This window comes from Gordonia liuliyuniae (genome assembly GCF_021739025.1).
Lineage (GTDB): Bacteria > Actinomycetota > Actinomycetes > Mycobacteriales > Mycobacteriaceae > Gordonia > Gordonia liuliyuniae.
The window spans coordinates 152,190-169,504 of sequence record NZ_JAKKOT010000008.1 but is presented as its reverse complement, the minus strand read 5'-3'; the positions used below and the strand labels follow the sequence as shown (position 1 = coordinate 169,504).

The 17,315-nt window shown below is 66.6% G+C and carries 20 protein-coding genes; 9 read left to right on the top strand and 11 right to left on the bottom strand.

Features of this window, described 5'->3' with window-relative positions:
- Positions 1-3: 3 nt before the first annotated feature.
- Both L5G28_RS18115 and L5G28_RS18110 read right to left on the bottom strand, forming a co-directional pair.
- Positions 4-1,254, bottom strand: a complete 1,251-nt coding sequence (locus L5G28_RS18115; protein ID WP_237002740.1) for a cytochrome P450 — start codon at positions 1,252-1,254, stop codon at positions 4-6.
- Positions 1,251-1,835 carry a TetR/AcrR family transcriptional regulator gene (locus tag L5G28_RS18110; RefSeq protein ID WP_236998968.1) on the bottom strand — a complete coding sequence of 195 codons (585 nt, stop codon included), beginning with the start codon at positions 1,833-1,835 and terminating at the stop codon, positions 1,251-1,253. Before L5G28_RS18110 ends, L5G28_RS18115 begins: the two co-directional genes overlap by 4 nt.
- A 153-nt stretch (positions 1,836-1,988) precedes the next feature.
- Between L5G28_RS18110 and L5G28_RS18105 the strand changes: the two genes are divergently transcribed.
- The 4 genes from L5G28_RS18105 (at position 1,989) to L5G28_RS18090 (ending at position 5,083) form a co-directional block, all read left to right on the top strand.
- The gene (locus L5G28_RS18105) at positions 1,989-2,654 is read left to right on the top strand and encodes a hotdog domain-containing protein (protein WP_237002739.1); all 666 of its coding nucleotides are present in this window, start codon (positions 1,989-1,991) and stop codon (positions 2,652-2,654) included.
- Positions 2,655-2,678: 24 nt separating this feature from the next.
- On the top strand, positions 2,679-3,587 hold the full coding sequence (locus tag L5G28_RS18100) for an amidohydrolase family protein (protein ID WP_237002738.1): 909 nt from the start codon (positions 2,679-2,681) through the stop codon (positions 3,585-3,587).
- Between the two features lie 3 nt (positions 3,588-3,590).
- The gene (locus L5G28_RS18095; protein WP_237002737.1) at positions 3,591-4,604 is read left to right on the top strand and encodes a TIGR03617 family F420-dependent LLM class oxidoreductase; all 1,014 of its coding nucleotides are present in this window, start codon (positions 3,591-3,593) and stop codon (positions 4,602-4,604) included.
- A 143-nt stretch (positions 4,605-4,747) separates the two neighbouring features.
- The gene (locus tag L5G28_RS18090) at positions 4,748-5,083 is read left to right on the top strand and encodes a hypothetical protein (protein ID WP_237002736.1); all 336 of its coding nucleotides are present in this window, start codon (positions 4,748-4,750) and stop codon (positions 5,081-5,083) included.
- 47 nt (positions 5,084-5,130) lie between these two features.
- Here L5G28_RS18090 and L5G28_RS18085 read toward each other — a convergent pair whose 3' ends face one another.
- Positions 5,131-6,123, bottom strand: a complete 993-nt coding sequence (locus tag L5G28_RS18085; RefSeq protein WP_237002735.1) for an NADPH:quinone oxidoreductase family protein — start codon at positions 6,121-6,123, stop codon at positions 5,131-5,133.
- 44 nt (positions 6,124-6,167) lie between these two features.
- On the opposite strand from L5G28_RS18085, the gene L5G28_RS18080 reads away from it, so the two are divergent.
- Positions 6,168-6,824, top strand: a complete 657-nt coding sequence (locus L5G28_RS18080; RefSeq protein ID WP_237002734.1) for a class I SAM-dependent methyltransferase — start codon at positions 6,168-6,170, stop codon at positions 6,822-6,824.
- A 28-nt stretch (positions 6,825-6,852) separates the two neighbouring features.
- Here the strand turns inward: L5G28_RS18080 and L5G28_RS18075 are convergent, their stop codons facing one another.
- From L5G28_RS18075 to L5G28_RS18060, 4 genes are read right to left on the bottom strand one after another with little or no spacing between them, the layout of a single operon-like run.
- Positions 6,853-7,893 carry a prenyltransferase gene (locus L5G28_RS18075; protein ID WP_237002733.1) on the bottom strand — a complete coding sequence of 347 codons (1,041 nt, stop codon included), beginning with the start codon at positions 7,891-7,893 and terminating at the stop codon, positions 6,853-6,855.
- Positions 7,894-7,895: 2 nt separating this feature from the next.
- Positions 7,896-8,609 (bottom strand): class I SAM-dependent methyltransferase, encoded by a 714-nt coding sequence (locus L5G28_RS18070; protein ID WP_237002732.1) that lies wholly within the window; start codon positions 8,607-8,609, stop codon positions 7,896-7,898.
- Positions 8,603-10,045 carry a glycosyltransferase family 4 protein gene (locus L5G28_RS18065; RefSeq protein ID WP_237002797.1) on the bottom strand — a complete coding sequence of 481 codons (1,443 nt, stop codon included), beginning with the start codon at positions 10,043-10,045 and terminating at the stop codon, positions 8,603-8,605. Before L5G28_RS18065 ends, L5G28_RS18070 begins: the two co-directional genes overlap by 7 nt.
- A 17-nt stretch (positions 10,046-10,062) precedes the next feature.
- Positions 10,063-11,727, bottom strand: a complete 1,665-nt coding sequence (locus tag L5G28_RS18060; RefSeq protein ID WP_237002731.1) for an FAD-dependent oxidoreductase — start codon at positions 11,725-11,727, stop codon at positions 10,063-10,065.
- Positions 11,728-11,871: 144 nt separating this feature from the next.
- Here L5G28_RS18060 and L5G28_RS18055 point away from each other — a divergent pair, with 144 nt between their 5' ends.
- Positions 11,872-12,699 (top strand): acyl-[acyl-carrier-protein] thioesterase, encoded by an 828-nt coding sequence (locus L5G28_RS18055; RefSeq protein ID WP_237002730.1) that lies wholly within the window; start codon positions 11,872-11,874, stop codon positions 12,697-12,699.
- Between the two features lie 10 nt (positions 12,700-12,709).
- Here the strand turns inward: L5G28_RS18055 and L5G28_RS18050 are convergent, their stop codons facing one another.
- The 3 genes from L5G28_RS18050 to L5G28_RS18040 all read right to left on the bottom strand — a co-directional run bounded on the left by L5G28_RS18050 (position 12,710) and on the right by L5G28_RS18040 (position 14,712).
- On the bottom strand, positions 12,710-13,264 hold the full coding sequence (locus L5G28_RS18050) for a DUF3558 domain-containing protein (RefSeq protein WP_236998958.1): 555 nt from the start codon (positions 13,262-13,264) through the stop codon (positions 12,710-12,712).
- Positions 13,261-14,136, bottom strand: coding sequence for a DUF3558 family protein (locus L5G28_RS18045; protein ID WP_237002729.1), 876 nt, complete (start codon positions 14,134-14,136; stop codon positions 13,261-13,263). Before L5G28_RS18045 ends, L5G28_RS18050 begins: the two co-directional genes overlap by 4 nt.
- Positions 14,137-14,322: 186 nt before the next feature.
- The gene (locus tag L5G28_RS18040) at positions 14,323-14,712 is read right to left on the bottom strand and encodes an SHOCT domain-containing protein (protein ID WP_237002728.1); all 390 of its coding nucleotides are present in this window, start codon (positions 14,710-14,712) and stop codon (positions 14,323-14,325) included.
- 179 nt (positions 14,713-14,891) lie between these two features.
- Here L5G28_RS18040 and L5G28_RS18035 point away from each other — a divergent pair, with 179 nt between their 5' ends.
- Positions 14,892-15,422: a DUF4333 domain-containing protein gene (locus L5G28_RS18035; RefSeq protein WP_237002727.1), complete on the top strand. Its 531-nt coding sequence runs from the start codon at positions 14,892-14,894 to the stop codon at positions 15,420-15,422.
- Positions 15,423-15,548: 126 nt separating this feature from the next.
- On the top strand, positions 15,549-16,001 hold the full coding sequence (locus tag L5G28_RS18030; RefSeq protein WP_236998954.1) for a flavodoxin domain-containing protein: 453 nt from the start codon (positions 15,549-15,551) through the stop codon (positions 15,999-16,001).
- Between the two features lie 48 nt (positions 16,002-16,049).
- Here L5G28_RS18030 and L5G28_RS18025 read toward each other — a convergent pair whose 3' ends face one another.
- Positions 16,050-16,895 (bottom strand): DMT family transporter, encoded by an 846-nt coding sequence (locus L5G28_RS18025; protein ID WP_237002726.1) that lies wholly within the window; start codon positions 16,893-16,895, stop codon positions 16,050-16,052.
- A gap of 147 nt (positions 16,896-17,042) precedes the next feature.
- Between L5G28_RS18025 and L5G28_RS18020 the strand changes: the two genes are divergently transcribed.
- A complete protein-coding gene (locus tag L5G28_RS18020; RefSeq protein WP_237002725.1) occupies positions 17,043-17,315 on the top strand; it encodes a hypothetical protein in 273 nt (90 codons plus the stop codon).

The following is a 17,315-nucleotide window of genomic DNA, read 5'->3' as shown; positions in this document are numbered from 1 at the left end:
TGGTCACCGGGCCTTCACGGTCATGGGGAGGTCGGCGAACCCCCGGACGTTGACGGAGTGGACGCGCGCGGCTCGCGCGAAGTCGATGTCGAACGAGCTGACCGTCTGCGCGATCTTCGCCAGACCGATCTCGGTCTCCAGGCGGGCGAGGTGTGCGCCGAGGCAGAAGTGGGTGCCGAGACCGAAGCTCATGATGGCGCGGTCGCTGTCGCGGCCGATCACGAACTGGTCGGCATCGTCGCCGAAGACCTCTTCGTCACGATTAGCCGAACCGATCAGCAGGAGGACCCGGTCGCCTGCCGGGATCGTGAAGTCGCCGTACTCGACGTCTTCGACGACCCGACGGATCAGCATCTGCGTCGACGTGTCGTAGCGGAGAGTCTCCTGCACCCACGGTGCGACGGCGTCGAGCGCCGCATCGTCGTCGGTCGCCGCCGCGATGATGGGCGCCACCTGGTCGGGGCTCCGCCCACCCCAGAACATCGAGTTCGCGAGGAGTTTGGTGGTCGTCTCGTTGCCCGCGACGACCATCAGCATCATGAAGCCGACGATCTCGCCGTCGGTCAATGCGGTCCGTTCGCCGCCGTCGACGAGTTCGGCCGTCGTCAACGCGGACACCAGATCGTCGCCCGGGTTCTTGCGCCGCTCGGCCAACAGCGACGTGTAGAAGGCATATAGGTCGAGGTAGGCACTGATCGCCGCGGGCGGGACGTCGGTGACTCCCTCCTCGCGGTGGATCAGCAGGTCGGACTGCTTCCGCAGGTGCGCGCGGTCGGACGTCCCGACACCCAGCAGCTCCGACACCACGTCCATCGGCAGCAGACCGGCGAAGTCGTGGACGAAGTCGAACTCGCCCATCTGCAGGCACTTGTCCCAGTGCTGCGCCGTCAGTTCGGCGATACGCGGCGCGAGCTCACCGACGCGACGAGGCGTGAAGCCTTTCGAGACGAGTTTGCGTAGACGCAGATGGCGCGGATCGTCCATCGCGAGGAAGCTCATCGCGTATTCGGCGTTCTCGTTGTACGCGGTCGGGTCCATCGACACACCCCAGCTGTTCGACAGCCTGGTGTTGTCCCGGAACGCTTCGGACACGTCGGCGTGACGCGACAACGCCCAGAAGTCACTGTCGGTGTTCCGATAGACCGGGGCCTGCGCCCGCAGCGTCGCGTACGTCGGATACGGGTCCTCATGGAACTCGTAGTCGTACGGATCGAACGGAATTCTGTTCTGCATTCCGGAGTCGGCAATAGTCATGACTGTCCCATCAATCGTGCGGCGGCGGCGATCAGCCGCGCAGACGTTGCTTCGTAGCTGAGGTGGCCCATGCCTGCGGTCACCAAGCCGCCCGCGTAGAGCATCTGCAGCGCGTCGACGAGCCCCTGCGGATCGTCGACGCCGTCGCCCACTGCGGCCGCCAGTCGATCGTGGATGAACCCGCCGATCCGCAACCGCAGGTGCTGCGACTCCGGGTCGTCGGACAGCAGCGCGACGGTGACCGCGCCGCCGAGCTGCCCTTCCCCGGCGACGACCATCGACACGCCGTGCAGGACCTGCGCGACCCGGTCGAACGCGGACAACGACGGATCGGGCTCGGGAACACCCACTGCGAGTCGTCGCCAGAACACTTCGGCGACGAGGTGCCCTTTGGAACTGAAGTAGGTGTATGCGGTGGCCGGAGCCACGCCTGCCCGTTTCGCCACGTCGCGCACCGACAACTTGTCGAATCCGTCGGCCAACACGATCTCGACGGCCGCGTCGGTCATCTTCGCGATCTTCTCCGCCTGCTGCGGAGTGAGACGTCGACGGGTGGATTCGGTTTCCAGAGGCGTGGACATGCGATCGACGGTACCCCGGCATCGAAACAAAGTCCAGACACCTGTCCAGAACGGAATCCGGCGTCCGGCGTGGGCCAAGACTGCAACGCGTTCTAGTATGGGTGTCGGCCCCGAGCCTCGCTTCCGAGGTTCCCCTGACACCCGAGGTGACCCGTGGACTTTCGATTCGAGGACATCGGCCCCGCCGAAGTGGAACGTCGGATCAGCGCCGTCGAGCCGCTCACCGAATCGGTGCGCGACCTCGTCGACGCCGTGATCCGCACCGAGGTCGACGACACGGCCCTCGACGATGCGCGCCGACAGATCGACGACATCGTCGCTCGCCTGCGCACCGAGGAGAAGCCGGGCGGGTTCGGCGTCCCGTTCACGCGAGATCTCGTCGGAATGCCGTGGGGCAACGCGGCGACCGGCGTCCGCAACGCGGTCGCCCCGCCGTTGCGTCCGGTCACCCACGCGGGCGTCTCGACCGCCGAGGTGACGCTCGGCGCCGCGTACGAGGGGCCAGGCGGCCACGTGCACGGCGGCGTCCTCGCCCTCCTCTTGGATCAACTCGTCGGCGAATGCGCGAGCAGCGGTACGTCGATGCCGCACTTCACCGGAACTCTGACCGTGCGCTACGTCCGTCCCACGAAGCTCGGGCAGGTGTCCTTACGTGCCGAGGTGACCGGTACGCAGGACCGCAAGGCCTTCGTCAGCGGCGAGATCCACGACAGCGAGGGCGTCACCGCCGAAGTCGAAGCGATCATGATCCGTCCCAAGGAGTTCGCGGGACGCGACGAGGTGATGGCCGCAATCGCGGAGGCTACGGCGCGCGACTGACCGCGAGTCGGTAGCGTCAGGGCAATGTGCGACGAACACGAGGTGCAGCCGTTCTCGCGGGCCGAGACCGATGCCGTCCACGAACGCTGGCAACGGCTCGACCTCCCCGGGATCATCGACGTCCACACGCATTTCATGCCGGGGCGAGTCCTCGACAAGGTGTGGGCGTACTTCGATTCGGCCGGCCCGATGCTGGGCCGTGAGTGGCCGATCACCTACCGCGCTGACGAGGACGAACGCGTCGAGACACTCCGCGGGTTCGGCGTCCTCGCCTACTCGTCGATGCTCTACCCGCACAAGCCCGCGATGGCGCGCTGGCTGAACTCGTGGGCCGCCGACTTCGCCGCCGGGCACCCCGACTGCCTGCACACGTCGACCTTCTACCCCGAACCCGACGCCGGCGAGTACGTTCGCGCCGCGATCGACGCAGGCACGCGAGTGTTCAAATCACACATCCAGGTGGGTGACTACTCGCCGATCGATCCGCTGCTCGACGACGTGTGGGGCACGATCGACGACGCGCAGGTACCGGTCGTCATCCACTGCGGTTCGGGGCCTGCCCCGGGCTCGTTCACCGGGCCGGGGCCGGTCGAGGCCCTGCTGGCGCGCTTCCCGACACTGCCGCTGATCGTCGCCCACATGGGCACCCCCGAGTATGCCGAGTTCCTCGCGCTCGCCGAGCGATACGAGAACGTGCGACTGGACACGACGATGTCGTTCACCGACTTCTCCGAGCAGGATGCGCCGTACCCGCGCGATCTCTTGCCGCGCGTCGCCGACCTCGGCGACAAGATCCTGTTCGGCTCCGACTTCCCGAACATCCCGTACGGCTACACGCACGCGCTCGATGCGATCACCCGCCTCGACCTCGGCGATGACTGGGTGCGCCGCGTCTTACACGGCAATGCTGCCCAACTGTTTCAGATCGGATAGCGCATGCGTGTCGACACGACGATCACCTGCCCCCTAGCGGAGATGCCCGAACGGACCGCAGCCGCCGAGGCCGCCGGATACGACGGCGTGTGGACGTTCGAGGGCGCGCACGACCCGTTCCTTCCGCTCTTGCTGGCGGCCGAGCACACGGAGTCCGTGACGCTCGGTACGTCGATCGCTGTGGCGTTCGGTCGCAATCCGCTGCTGCTGGCGACGATGGGCTGGGACCTGCAGTCGTATTCGCGGGGACGGTTCGTGTTGGGTCTGGGCACGCAGATCAAGCCGCATATCGAGCGTCGATATTCGATGCCGTGGAGCCGTCCGGCCGACCGCATGCGCGACCTGGTGACAGCGGTCCGCGCGATCTGGGACAGTTGGCTCACTGGCGGCCGGCTCGATCACCGCGGCGAGTTCTATACGCAGACGCTGATGCCGCCGCTGTTCAAACCCGATGCCGACGAGGTGGACGGTTTCGGTCCTCCGCCGGTGTGGCTGGCCGGCGTCGGGCCAGCGATGACGCGGGTGGCGGGCGAGGTCGCCGACGGCTTCCTCTCCCATCCGCTGGCGACACCGCAGTTCTTGCGCGACACCACGATCCCCAATCTCATCGACGGCGCCGGCTACCGTCCGCGTCCGACAGTCCACCATTCGGCGATGGTGATCGTCGGACGCGACGACGTCGAGCGCGCCGCCGCACGCAACGCGGTCCGCGCTCAGATCGGCTTCTACGGTTCGACTCCCGCGTACCGCCCGATCCTCGACTCGGTGGGTTTCGGTGATCTCCAGCCGCGCCTTCGAGAACTGACCCGCGCCGGCGACTGGAAGGCCATCGCCCGCCTGGTTCCCGACGACCTGGTCGACGCGATCGCGGTGACGGTCACCGATCCGGTGGACGGCGCCGCCGAACTGCTCCGCCGCTACGACCCGCTGGTGGATCGTCTCGGATTCAACACTCCGTACCAGGCCGACCCGGATCTGCTCGCCGACGTGGCCGCCTCACTGCGTTCGCAGTGTTGACGGTTTTCCAACACAGTCGTACTCCATATCGGCCCCCTGTCGGCCGAAAAGCCTCTGACTGTGCTGGAAAATCACCAGATCCGCGAACAGCACGGCCAGCCGATCAAAGCACTGCTCGACGAACCGCCGCTATCGTCGACGCCATGAGCTACGACCACTGGGTTCTCCCAGCACATCTGGCCGACGACACCAGGGCTGCCATCGCGCACGTGATCGCCCAGCAGGAGAGCGGAGCGCCCGGAACCCGCGACGCACAGGCGATCGCGTTCACTGCGGGTTTCGCCGTCTACGACCCGCAGTACGAACTCATGCTGGACCCGCGCAATGCGATGCCCGGCCGATTCGTCGCCTGGGGCCACTCGGCGTTCCCGGTGATCACCCCGCCACTCGTCGACCGATTCGCCTCCGCTCTACACGGCTGGTTGACCGGCGACGACTCGTCGTACCGCATGCACCAATGGACGAAGCTCGATCTCTGACCAGGCGGCCCTGCACTGCAACGCCTGTTCGTGACCGACTACAGGCGCTACTTCCGAACGGTCGCCTCACTCTCCGTGACATGGACGACGGCCTTCCCTTTGATCCGGCCTTCGGCGAGGTCGGTCAGCGCGGCCCCCAGCTGGTCGAGTTCGTAGACGTGGGTGGCGGGCGGACGCATGCCCGCAGCAATCATCTCGGTGAGCTCGTCGTGCAGCAGGGCGGGGAGCTCGGGGCTCTTCTTGGTGATGTACTCGCCCCACGCCGCGCCGACGATCGAGATGTTGCGGAACAAGACACGGTTGAGCTTGACCGACGGGATGCCGCCCGCGGCGAACCCGATCACGACGTAGCGACCGTCGACGCCGACAGTGCGCAGCGCCTCGTCGAAGACGTCGCCGCCGACGGGGTCGATCAGCACATCGACGCCGTCGTCGGACAGTTCGAGCACCTTCTCCTTCCAGCCATCGGTCAGCTGGACGACCTCGTCGGCTCCGAGACCGCGCAGCATCTCCTCTTGGCCGGTGCGGTGCACGACGGCGATCACCTTGGCGCCCATGGCCTTCGCGACGAGGATCGAGGCTACGCCCACGCCTCCCGCCGAACCGAGGACGGCAACCACTTCGCCCGGAGCCGTCTGCGCGCGAACCTTCAACGCGAACAACGCCGTCTGGAAGTTGATGCCCATCGCGGCGCCCTCGTCGAAGGTCAGCTCGGCGGGCATCGGGAGGATTTGACGCTCGACGGCAGCGAGCTGCTCGCCGAAGCCGCCGATCATCGACGTGACCAACACCCGGTCACCGACGGCGTAAGCGCCCCCGGCGGGGGCCTGCGCGATCACGCCCGCAACCTCGGTGCCCGGGACGTACGGGACCGGCGGACGGAACTGATACTTGCCCTGCGACATGAGCAGATCGGGGAAGCACACCCCGCACGAGCGGACGTCGACCAGGTACTGCCCATCCTGGGCCTGCGGGGCGGGGATCTCTTGGAGTTCGAGTCCGTCGGGGCCGGTCTCGCTGACGATCATCTGAGCCTTCATGGGTTTCACCGTATCTGCATCGAGGCCTCGCCTACGATCGAATCATGCCTTTGTCGACTTCGAGTTCCACGCTGCCCGACGACCGCCGCACGGTGGCCGACAACACTCCGGGATTCATGCCCGCCGACGAAGCCGATGCTCTGCATCGTGTAGTGGATCGCTTTCTGTCCCAGCCGGATTCGGTCGGGATCGGGGTGGAGATCGGCACGTACTGCGGAAAGTCGACCGTGTACCTGGGCGATGCGGCGCAACGTCATGACGCACTGATCGTCACCGTCGACCATCATCGCGGTTCCGAAGAGCATCAGCCGGGCTGGGAGTATCACGACACGACTCTCGTCGACGCGCACGCCGGTCTTCTCGACACTGCGGCACGGTTCCGCCGCACCATGTTCGACGCGCGACTCGAGCACACCGTCCTGGGTCTGCTCGCACCGTCGACTGCCGCGGCCCGCGTATGGGGTCGTGCCGTCGACTTCGTGTTCATCGACGGCGGCCACTCGATGGAGGCCGCCCAGAACGACTACGACGGGTGGGCCACCTGGGTGCGCCCCGGCGGAGCCCTGCTGATCCACGACGTGTTCCCCGACCCTGCAGACGGCGGGCGTCCACCGTACGAGATCTATCGGCAGGCCCTCGACTCCGGCGAATTCACCGAAGCCGACGCCCACGGTTCGCTGCGCGTGCTGGTGCGCCGCTGACCTGGGGAGCCAGACGCCACACGAGGCACTAGCCTGCGACGCGGCTGTCTGCGACGTCGCGGAAGATTCCACTTCCCGGCGTCGCGCGGCTGATCGCGTCGGCAGCGAGCACGACGGCCGCCGCCGTCCAACAGCTCAGTTCGACCGGCCAGCGTTTCCCGTCGGAGAAGACGAGCCCGGTCCAGTACGAACCGTCGTCCTCGCGGAGATGCTGGATCGACTGCACGAGAGCGGCGGCCCGGTCGACGTCGCCGAGCGAGTCGACGGCCATCGCCAGCTCGCAGGTCTCGGCGCCCGTCACCCACGGGTGGTCGTCGACGCAGCGTGCGCCGAGACCGTCGACGACGAACTCGCTCCAGCGTTCGTCGATGAGTTCGCGTCCGACGTCGCCGCGCACCGCGCCGCCGAGCACCGGGTAGTACCAATCCATGGAATGGTGCGACGCGGGGTCGAGGACGCTGCGATCGTCCGCCCAGCGGTCGAACACGTCGCCGAGGCGGTGCCTCGCGGCCTCCCACGCCTGCGTCGGCTCACCGAGGACGTCCCCGATCCGCACCGCGCAGTCGAGCGCCGAATAGATGCTGGCGTTCCCGGTGATGAGGACGTTCGGGAACATCTCACCGGTCGAATAGTCTGCGGCCCACCGGATCGCGCCGTCGGCGCGCGCGAACGTCACGGTGCGCTCGATGGCGGCCCGGACCGTCGACCACATGCGGCGAAGGAACACCGGGTCGTCGTACACCAGGAAGTGGTGCCACACGCCGACCGCGACGTAGGCACAGAAGTTGCTATCGACGCCGGTGTCGACGACGCGCCCCTCCCGGACTTCGATCGGCCACGACCCGTCGAGTCGCTGAGTGCGGCGAGACCACTCGTAGGCGGCTTCCGCCTCCCACCGGAACCCGCTGGCCGACAACGCCATCGCTGATTCGACATGGTCCCACGGGTCGGTCTTGCCGCCGGGGAACCACGGCAGAGCGCCGGACGGCTCCTGCATCGCGACGATCGACTGTCCCGTCGCCCGGATCTGAGCCGGGGTCAGCACGCCGTCGATGTACGGGATCGGCATGCCTATTCCGGTTTACGCAGATAGATGGCGACCGATTTGCCGACGAGCGGATTGAGCAATTGCTCGCCCACACGCGTCACCCACGGCTTGCTCATCATGTCCCAGACGAGCAGCTTGTGATAGCCCTTGATCAGGGGGTTGCCGTCGTTCTCCACGCCGACGGCGCACTTGAGCCACCAGTACGGCGCGTGGAGCGCGTGCGCATGATCAGTGCCGGTCACTTCCAGGCCCGCGGCCTGGAGCTTGGCCGCCAACTCCGACGCCTTGTAGATGCGGACGTGCCCGCCTTCGACCTCGTGATACTCGTCCGACAGCGCCCAGCAGATCTTCTCCGGCCAGAACCTCGGAACGGTGACCGCAGCCAGGCCGCCCGGCTTGAGAATGCGGACCATCTCGGCGATCGCCGACTCGTCGTCGGGGATGTGTTCGAGGATCTCCGACATCAGCACCACGTCGAACGAGGCGTCGTCGTACGGCAGACCGAGAGCGTCGCCGGTACGAGTGTCCGCGTTCCCCGACTCAGGGACTTCGCCCGCCGCGACCAGCGCCCCGAACATCTCGGAGACGTCGGCCATGTCGGATGCACTCATGTCGAACGCCGTCACCTCGGCGCCGCGACGCAGCATCTCGTACGAGTGCCGTCCTTGTCCGGCGCCGATGTCGATCGCGCGTACTCCCGGACCGACTTTGAGTCGATCGAAATCGACCGTCAGCATAATGTTCCCTTCTGTCCCCCAGTGGCAATACCCTCAGTGGCAATACCCCCAGTGGCAATAACTCCAGTGACATCGACTCCGGCGACATCGACTCCAGGGGAATCGGCGCCAGTGACATCGACTCCAGGGGAATCGGCGCCAGGGGAATCGGCGCCAGGAGAATTTCCTCGAGTCGATTCGATCGCCGCGCGGTACCGCTCGACGGTGGCGGCGGCGACCGCCGACCAGCTGTACTTCGTCAGCACGCGTTCCCGGCCGCCACGGCCGAGTCGATCGCGCAGGTCCGGGTCGTCGAACAGACGCAGGAACGCTTGCGCCAGCTGTCCGGCATCGCCCGCGTCGACGAGCACCGCCGCTTCTTCGGCCTCGCCGACCACCTCGGGGATCGCTCCGGCTCGGGTCGCCACCAACGGGGTCCCACAGCTCATGGCTTCGACGGCCGGCAGCGAGAATCCCTCGTACAACGATGGGACACAGGCGATCTCAGCGCTAGCCAGAACACGTGCGAGCTCGTCGTCGTCGATGCCCGACACGACTGACACCTTGTCGGCGATCGACAGTTCGTCGATGAGCGCGGCCGACGGGCCGTCCGAGTCGAGTTTGGACACGAGTGTCAGGTGCACCGGCTGCTCGGCGGCAACCTTGGCCACCGCTTCCAACAGGTACGAGACGCCCTTGAGCGGTGCATCAGCGCTCGCGACGCACACGATGTGCCCCGGGGCGCGTTCGGTGCGCGGTGCGAACACCTCGGTGTCGACGCCGAGCGGGATCGTCGCCAACGAGTCCTCACGGACTTTGAACGCGCTGCGGATGTCCTCTTCGCTGCTGCGCGAGACCGTCAGCAGTGACGGGATCCGCCGGGCCACGCGTCCCTGCATGGCCAGGAACGAATGCCAGCGCCAGGCGCTGATCTTCTTGACGCCCTTGGCGGCCCGCACTGCGAGGGCGCGGTCGCGGGTGATCGGATGGTGGATCGTGGCGACGAGCGGGAAGCCTGCGCGCTTGACCGACAGGAGGCCGTAGCCGAGACACTGGTTGTCGTGGACGACGTCGAAGCCGCCGGTCGAGTCGCCTGCCGCCAGTGCGGCCCGGCGACGACTGCGCAGCAGCCGGGATACTCGAAGGCTGAACGTGAGCGGCTCACCGAATGCGGCGGTCCACATCTGGGCGACCTCGACGACGTCGATCCAGTCCCGGAACTCGCGCGGCTTCGGGGTCCGGAACGGGTCCGGTTCGCCGAACAGATCCAGGCTCGGCACTTTCGTCAAGGTGACGCCCGCGTCGAGCGCCGACTCGTCGAGGTCGGGGTACGGCTGGCCGGAGAAGATCTCGACGTCGTGACCGAGCAGCGCGATCTCACGCGCCAGATGCCGGACGTAGACGCCCTGACCTCCGCAGTGCGGTTTGCTGCGGTACGAGAGCAGCGCGATCCGCAACCGGTCGTCGCCGGCGCTCACGCGTTGTCCCCCGCGGCCTGCTCCAGGTCGGTCACAGACACGATCTTGATGCGGCGGCGACCTGCGGCCTTGCCCGCCCCCTTCTCGGCGGCATCGATCGCCTTCCACCCGGCGAGGTCGATGCGGTTGGCTCCGCGCGACGCGACGAGGTCGGCGAGGTCGTCGGTGCTCGCGCTCGGAGCCGGAAGCACTCCGTGCGCGAAGTCGGCGAGCACGGCCTTGGCCGCTTCCTCGCCGCAGTACCGGTTGCGGCCGATGCCTCCGGTGGGTCCGCGCCGGATCCAGCCTGCGACGTAGAGGCCGGGTATCGGTTCGCCGTCCGGAGCGTCGAGTACGCGCGCGTCTGCGCTGGGGACGACGGCGCGCTGCTCGTCGAACGGCAAGCCGTCGACGGGGTTCCCGCGGTAACCGACCGATCGGACCACGAGTCCGGTCGCGATCTCGCCGGTGTCGTCGGTCGGCTCGATCGTCGTTCCGTCGACGTACCGGTTGCGGACGTACTGCACCGTCTCGACGCCGTCGGAGCCGACGATCGCGGTCGGCGAGGTCAAGAATTCGAACACGATCCGACGGTCAGCGCCGCCGACCGACTTCTCGGCGAACTCGCGGGCGAGTCGGATCTTGGTGGCCTTGACCGAGTCCAGGGAGCCGTCGGCGTCCGCGGCGGCCGCCTCGTCGGACAGCGTGAGTTCTTCGGGCATCACGATGTCGACACCGTCGAGTTCGCCGAGCGACAGGAACTCGCTGTTGGTGAACGCACCGTGCTCGACGCCGCGTCGCGCCAGCACGACGACTTCGCGGACGGCCGATTCGCGCAGCGCGGCGAGGGCGTGATCGGCGATGTCGGTGCGGGCGAGCTGATCGGGATCGGTCACCAGAATGCGGGCGACGTCGAGCGCGACATTGCCGTTTCCGACGATGACGACCCGCTCGGACGAGAGGTCGAACACCCGGCCCGCGTGATCGGGATGCCCGTTGTACCAGGCGACGAAGTCGGTTGCGGCGATCGATCCGGGCAGTTCCTCGCCCGCGATGCCGAGACGTCGATCGTGCGCAGCGCCGACCGCGTACAGCACCGCGCCGAAGCGCTCGCGCAGCTCGTCGGAGGTCACATGCGGACCGACCTCGACGTTCAGGTGGTAGGTGAAGTTGCCCTTCTTCTCGACGGCCGCGAAGGTCGACTCGACGCCTTTGGTCTTGGCGTGGTCGGGGGCCACCCCCGCGCGCACCAGTCCGTACGGGGTGGGCAGCCGGTCGAACATGTGCACCTGCACCTGCCGCTTCTTGACCAGCTCCTCGGCCGCGTAGAACGCGGCCGGACCGGCCCCGACGATCGCGACCCGCAGTTCCTCACCCTCGGGCAGCTGCGGGGGCTTGGGATGCTTCACCAGGCCACCGTCTGCGTCGTGGTCCTTGTAGTAGTCCGCGTTGATCTGAAGATACGGTTCGTCCGACTCTTCGAGCTGGTCGTCGGGAACGATCGCCTCAACCGGGCATTCGTCGATACACGCACCGCAGTCGATACATGTCTCGGGATCGATGTACAGCATTTCCGCGGTCAGAAAGTCCGGTTCGTCCGGCGTCGGATGAATACAGTTCACCGGACACACTGCGACGCAAGAGCCGTCATTGCAGCAAGGGCGGGTGATAACGTGCGCCATCTGGTCTTCCTTCATGCCGAAACCGGCGATCCACAGGGTGAACGTGTTCTAGTTTTGCTATTGAGAATAGCGTAATGCGTCACACCGGAGGATAGTGGACCCGAGATTACGCGCCACCCCGCCGCCCCCTAGGAGGCCCCCGACGTGACCAGCACCGGCGAGTACGGGCCGCTGAGCGAACGGAAGTCCGGTGCGCGATTCTTCGCAGGCGAGTACCGTGTCCGCACCGGTGACGTCGACCAGGACATGCGCGTCCGATTGGACGGCGTGGCGCGCTACCTACAGGACGTCGCGAACGACAACATCGCTGCCGTCACATTCGCCGACACCGACCCGTTCTGGATCATCCGCCGCACCGTCATCGATGTGATCGAACCCCTCACCTGGCCGTCCGATCTCCGAATGGAACGGTGGTGCGGCGCCCTCTCCACGCGGTGGACCAACATGCGCGTGCGCATCGTCGGCGAGACGCAGACCAACCGGTTCAATCCGGAACCCCGACCGAACGGACTCGTCGAGACCGAGGCGTTCTGGATCAACGTCAACGCTTCGGGAATGCCGTCGCGGATCAGCGACGGTGCCCTCGACCTCCTCGTGCAGATGACCGACGAGCACCGCCTGCGGTGGAAGTCGATGAACCCGGGGACCGCTCCGAGTGTCGAGGACATCGATCTCCCCGATCGCGAACACGTCCTGCGGATCACTGATTTCGATCCGTTCAAGCATCTGAACAACGCGGCGTACCTCGAGATCGTCGAGGATGAGCTCGTCGATCACCCCGATCTGATCGACGGTCCGCACCGAGCAGTGATCGAGTACCTGCGACCGATCGCGCCGGCCACGCCGGTCACCGTCCGCCGCTCCCGGGACGGCGAGCGCCTGCTGATGTGGATCTTGGTCCCCGACGACGACGGCGCGCTCGCCGTGGCCTCGACCGTCTCAGTCACGACCCTTGCGAACGCGGCCCTTTAGAGCGCGACCCTCAGAACGCACCCGTCAGAATGAGTTCCATCAGTTTGATGGGCGCGTCGCAGGCGTCGCCCGCCGGCGTGCCGGATGGCTCAACCCACCACGTGTAGACGCCGCCGCTCGGTGCTTTCGCAGTCACGCCGCAGACGTTCGGCCGTTTCGGGTCCCGTGCGGTAAAGGCGGCCTGGCTGCGCACTTCGACGTTCTCGGTGGTGAAACCCAGCCGCTTGGCGGTGTCCTTCTCATGGTTGTACGACCCCCACTCGAACCAGTTGAACATCACCTCGGCGGTGTTCGTCCCCAGCACAGTCCAGCGACAGTTGGCACCGAAGAAGCTCGGGTCGGCGACAGCGCCGCCGACGGCTTCGGCGATCTGGTTCGACGGCAGGATCTCGCATTCGGCGAGGAGGTTCTCGAACTTGTCGGTGTCGACGTGGCCGGTGTCGGTGCCGACGTCACGCCCTTCACGCACCGGAGTGCCGTCCACGCTGCACGCGCCGACACCGACGACCGCGGCGACGGCGACCGCCGATGCGGCGACGACCCGGCGGGCCCGGTTCCCCCTCACGAGGACGCTCCTCTCACGACCTTCTCGGTGAGCCGTTTCGTCACTTCACACGTCTGATCGGTAGTCATCGACGCGGTACCGTCCGCGGATGCGGACATCACCGAGATCTCGATGAAGTCGGCGTCCCATCCGATGCCGGTCTCGCAGATGTTCCCATGGCGGGCGATGAAACCGGACTGTCCGTCGACCTCGTAATCCTGTGTCACATCGCGTTGCAGCTGTTCGGTTCCCCGCTCGCGCCCGATGGGCGACCCCCGGTACCAGTTGAACGACACGGACGGCGCGCTGGTCGCGCCGCGCCGCCATTCGCAGGCCGACGGGTTGTCGATGACCTGGGTGAGGCCGCCGAGTCGGCTGATCGAGACGACGTCGTCAGTGGTGAGACCGCCGCATCGGTCGAAGTCGGGACCGGTCCCCGTCTTAGGTTCGGGAGTCGAGTCGACCGCGTCGGACGTTCCATCGCTACCGCACGCCGACAGGCCGAGCACCGCGATCGCGGCCACAACGAGCATCGACCCGCGGCGAAAGCGGTCGAGTTCACGCCGTTCACGTTTGGTCGGCCTGCCCGCTCCGGCTTCGCGGCGCGGAATCGACGCGATCACTTCGCGGGGAGGAGGCGGAGGACTGTGGTCGACATAGTTCTGCGCGGCGACGGCCGCCGACACCCGTTTGTTGATCAGGCCGGTCACTTCGACGATCCGTTCGCGTGAACCCTGGCGCACACTCACTCGGTCGCCGACCGCGACGGTCGCAGACGGTTTGGCGGTGGCCCCGTTGAGCCGGACGTGGCCGCCCCGGCATGCGGCGCCCGCGGCTGAGCGGGTCTTCGTCAGTCGGATCGCCCAGATCCAGCTGTCGATACGGGTCGCCATGGACAGGTCCCTTCTCGCGGAGCGCGGTGTTCGGTCCGATCCCAGAGTATCGGTCCGAACCGCCGACCACGGCGCACACACGATCGTTCGACCGACCGGGTGTACACGTCACGACAGACGGACAGGCCCGGACGGAACAATCTCCGTCCGGGCCTGCCGCAGGGCACTACCAGCCAGCGGGGCCGGTCAGGCAGCGAGCGCCTTGGCCTTGAGAGTCTCGTACTCCTCCGGCGTCACGACTCCGGCGTCGAGCAGCGACTTCGCGGTCGCGATCTGGTGCGCAGGCGACGTCTGGCCCGCGGCATGCTGGATGTACTCCTCCTGCGCCCGGTGAGCGGCGACAGCTGCCGCGTGGTTCCGATCGTTCATCCCGGGGCCGCGCGCGAGGATGTACACGAACGCCGTCAGATACGGGAAGATCACCAGCGCGATGATCCACAGGACCTTCCAACCCGCACCCAGCTTGTGGTCGCGGAACAGGTCGGTCAGGATCATGAACAAGACGATCAGATATGCGATGAAAGCAAAAATCACGATGGTGTACCACAGCACACCCCAGAACGAACTCCAGTCCACTTTCGTGCACCTTTCTCAAATGTCGGGAATGCAATCCTATCGCGCCAGGAGAAGGCAATAGCGCCGTTCAGCCACAACCGGCGACCCACGATCACCACAGTTCTGCGACAGTCATCCGATCGACGGACAAATCGCCATAGTGACACAAATCACTTCCGTGAAGAATATTCTTGCCGGGTATGAGCCACCTGCGTCCCGCCGCCGCCATCGCAGCCCTCGCCGCACTCCCCCTCCTCGCCGCGTGCAGCGCCTCGGTGAGCGTAGGCGACAACGGTTTCGACCGGAGTGCCTTCGAGGAGAGGGCCGTCTCGGAGATCGACGACGACTACGCGAACACCGGCCGGACCGTCTCCACCTACGAGTGCGACTATCCGGAGAGCGAGATCACGACCGGCACCGCGTTCACGTGCGTGGCCGACATCGACGGCGCGAAGGTTCGTACGCAGATCGCGATCACCGACGACGACGGCGGATTCAAGCTGACCACTGACGACCTGCTGTACGACATGCCCACTGTCGCAAAGCAACTCGCACAGCCAGTCGCGGATCAACTCGGCGGGAGTGTCACCGTGAACTGCGGTGAGGACGTCAAAGCGTTGACCGCGGGATCGACGTTCCAATGCACGGTGGTCAACGACGGCGGGGCGACGCGGCCCCTCACATACTCCGTCTCCGCGGGCGGTACGAACGACCGTTGGGAGGTCAACTGACCCCGACTCCGCCGACGGGCCTGTGACATAGACCTAAAGTCCCTGGTCGGGGTTCGACGCGACGAAGTGGTTAGGATACCGTCATCGTCGTCGTTGACCCCGAATCTTCCCAGGAGATGCCCGATAATGGCAGCTGTCATCCTCTACGGCACCGAGACCGGCACCAGCGAACTCGTCGCCGACGCCATCGCCGACGTGCTCGCCGCCGACCACGATCCGTCGATCTACGACATGGCCGAGTACGCCGCCGAAGATCTGAACACCGACGACTTCCTCGTCGTGGTCTGCTCGACGTACGGCGAAGGCGAACTCCCGTCGAGCGCACTTCCGTTCGCGGATGAGTTGGATGAGGAGAAGCCCGATCTCGCTGGACTGCGCTTCTCCGTGTTCGGTCTCGGCGACACGGTCTACGACGACACGTTCAACCGCGGCGGAGAGGTCATGGCCGAGAAACTGACGGCTCTGGGCGCGATCGAGGTCGGGGAGCACTACCGCCACGACGCATCGAGCGCCGAGAAGCCCGCCAAGGCGGCGCAGGCGTGGGCCGAGCGACTCAAGCCGGTCATCGCCGGAGCCTGAGCCTCTGCCGAAGCCTGCGTAATCGCGGGAGGCTGGGTCTGGGTACGTTCACTGATCCACGCACGCCAGCGAACGCTGGTCCCCGCGGATCGCTGCGGCTTTGGCCAGTTCTGCGACAGCGACGATCGCCAGTGCCAGGACCACTACGAGAATGATCGTCGCGGGCACCCCGACCTTCAAGCTCTCGCCGAGGAGCGCGACACCGAGCACCATCGCGACGGTCGGCTCCATGACGTTCATGGCCGGAAACGACGTCTGCAGATCACCGGACCCGAACGAACGCTGCTGCGCGACGACGCCGAGCACGACGACCGGCACCAGCAGATAGACCTCGTAATGGACGAACACGGTCAGCGGGCCGTCGACGACGCGGATCGCCACCGCTTTGATCAGCAGTGAGGACACTCCGAACAGGGCACCCGACGCCAGTCCGTACAGTAACGCCTTGTGGTGACGGTTGTCCTTGCATTCGGCGACCACGACGAGCGCGATCAACCCGGCGACCACTGCGCCGACCGTGCCTCCCATGACGACGACATCTGGGCGGCGGTCCGTCGATACCGGTCTCGCGATCAGTAGGAAGGCGACGACGCAGGCGACGAGGACACCGCCCCACGCCCACTCGGAGCGGCGTGGTCGCCGGTGGTCGGCCCACGCCTCCATCGGCAGCACGAACAACACGGCGAGCACGACGAGCGGTTGCACGAGGAGGATCGACCCGAGGCCCAACGCCGACGCTTGCAGCGAGAACCCGGACAACGCCACGGCAGCGCCGATCCACCAGCCGGCGGTGATGGCCCCGCTCGCCGCCGACGAGCGCTGACGCAGCACAGTGCCGATGGCGATCAACAGTGCCGCGGCGATCGCCAACAGTGCGGGAATCCAGGTGTGCATCCCGACCAGACTATCCGCAGGCGACGCCTCACCCGGCAATCACGAGCACTGCGCGTGAATTGTCACTCATTCCACTGACGCCTGTGCACCCGACAACCGGTGGCGCGCCTGCCTGAGATTGTCGGGGGTCGGATCTACCGTTGACTCATGTACCGCAGCGAACTGGAACGCCTGATGACCCTGGCCTCCGACGACGTCGACGCAGCGTGCCGGGGCGAGAGTCTGGCGAGTCTGATCACGCGGTGCGTCGACGAGCACCTGGAGTTGTCCGAGCTGGCCGACGACTCTGCTCACACGTGCGACGTCGATGCACATGCCTTCTACGTGCAGGAGGCCGCCGCGTGGCGTGCCACCGCGCAAGTACTGCGGACCATGTCCGCTGACTCCTCGCTCGCCCGGGACACCCACGGAGCCGCATGA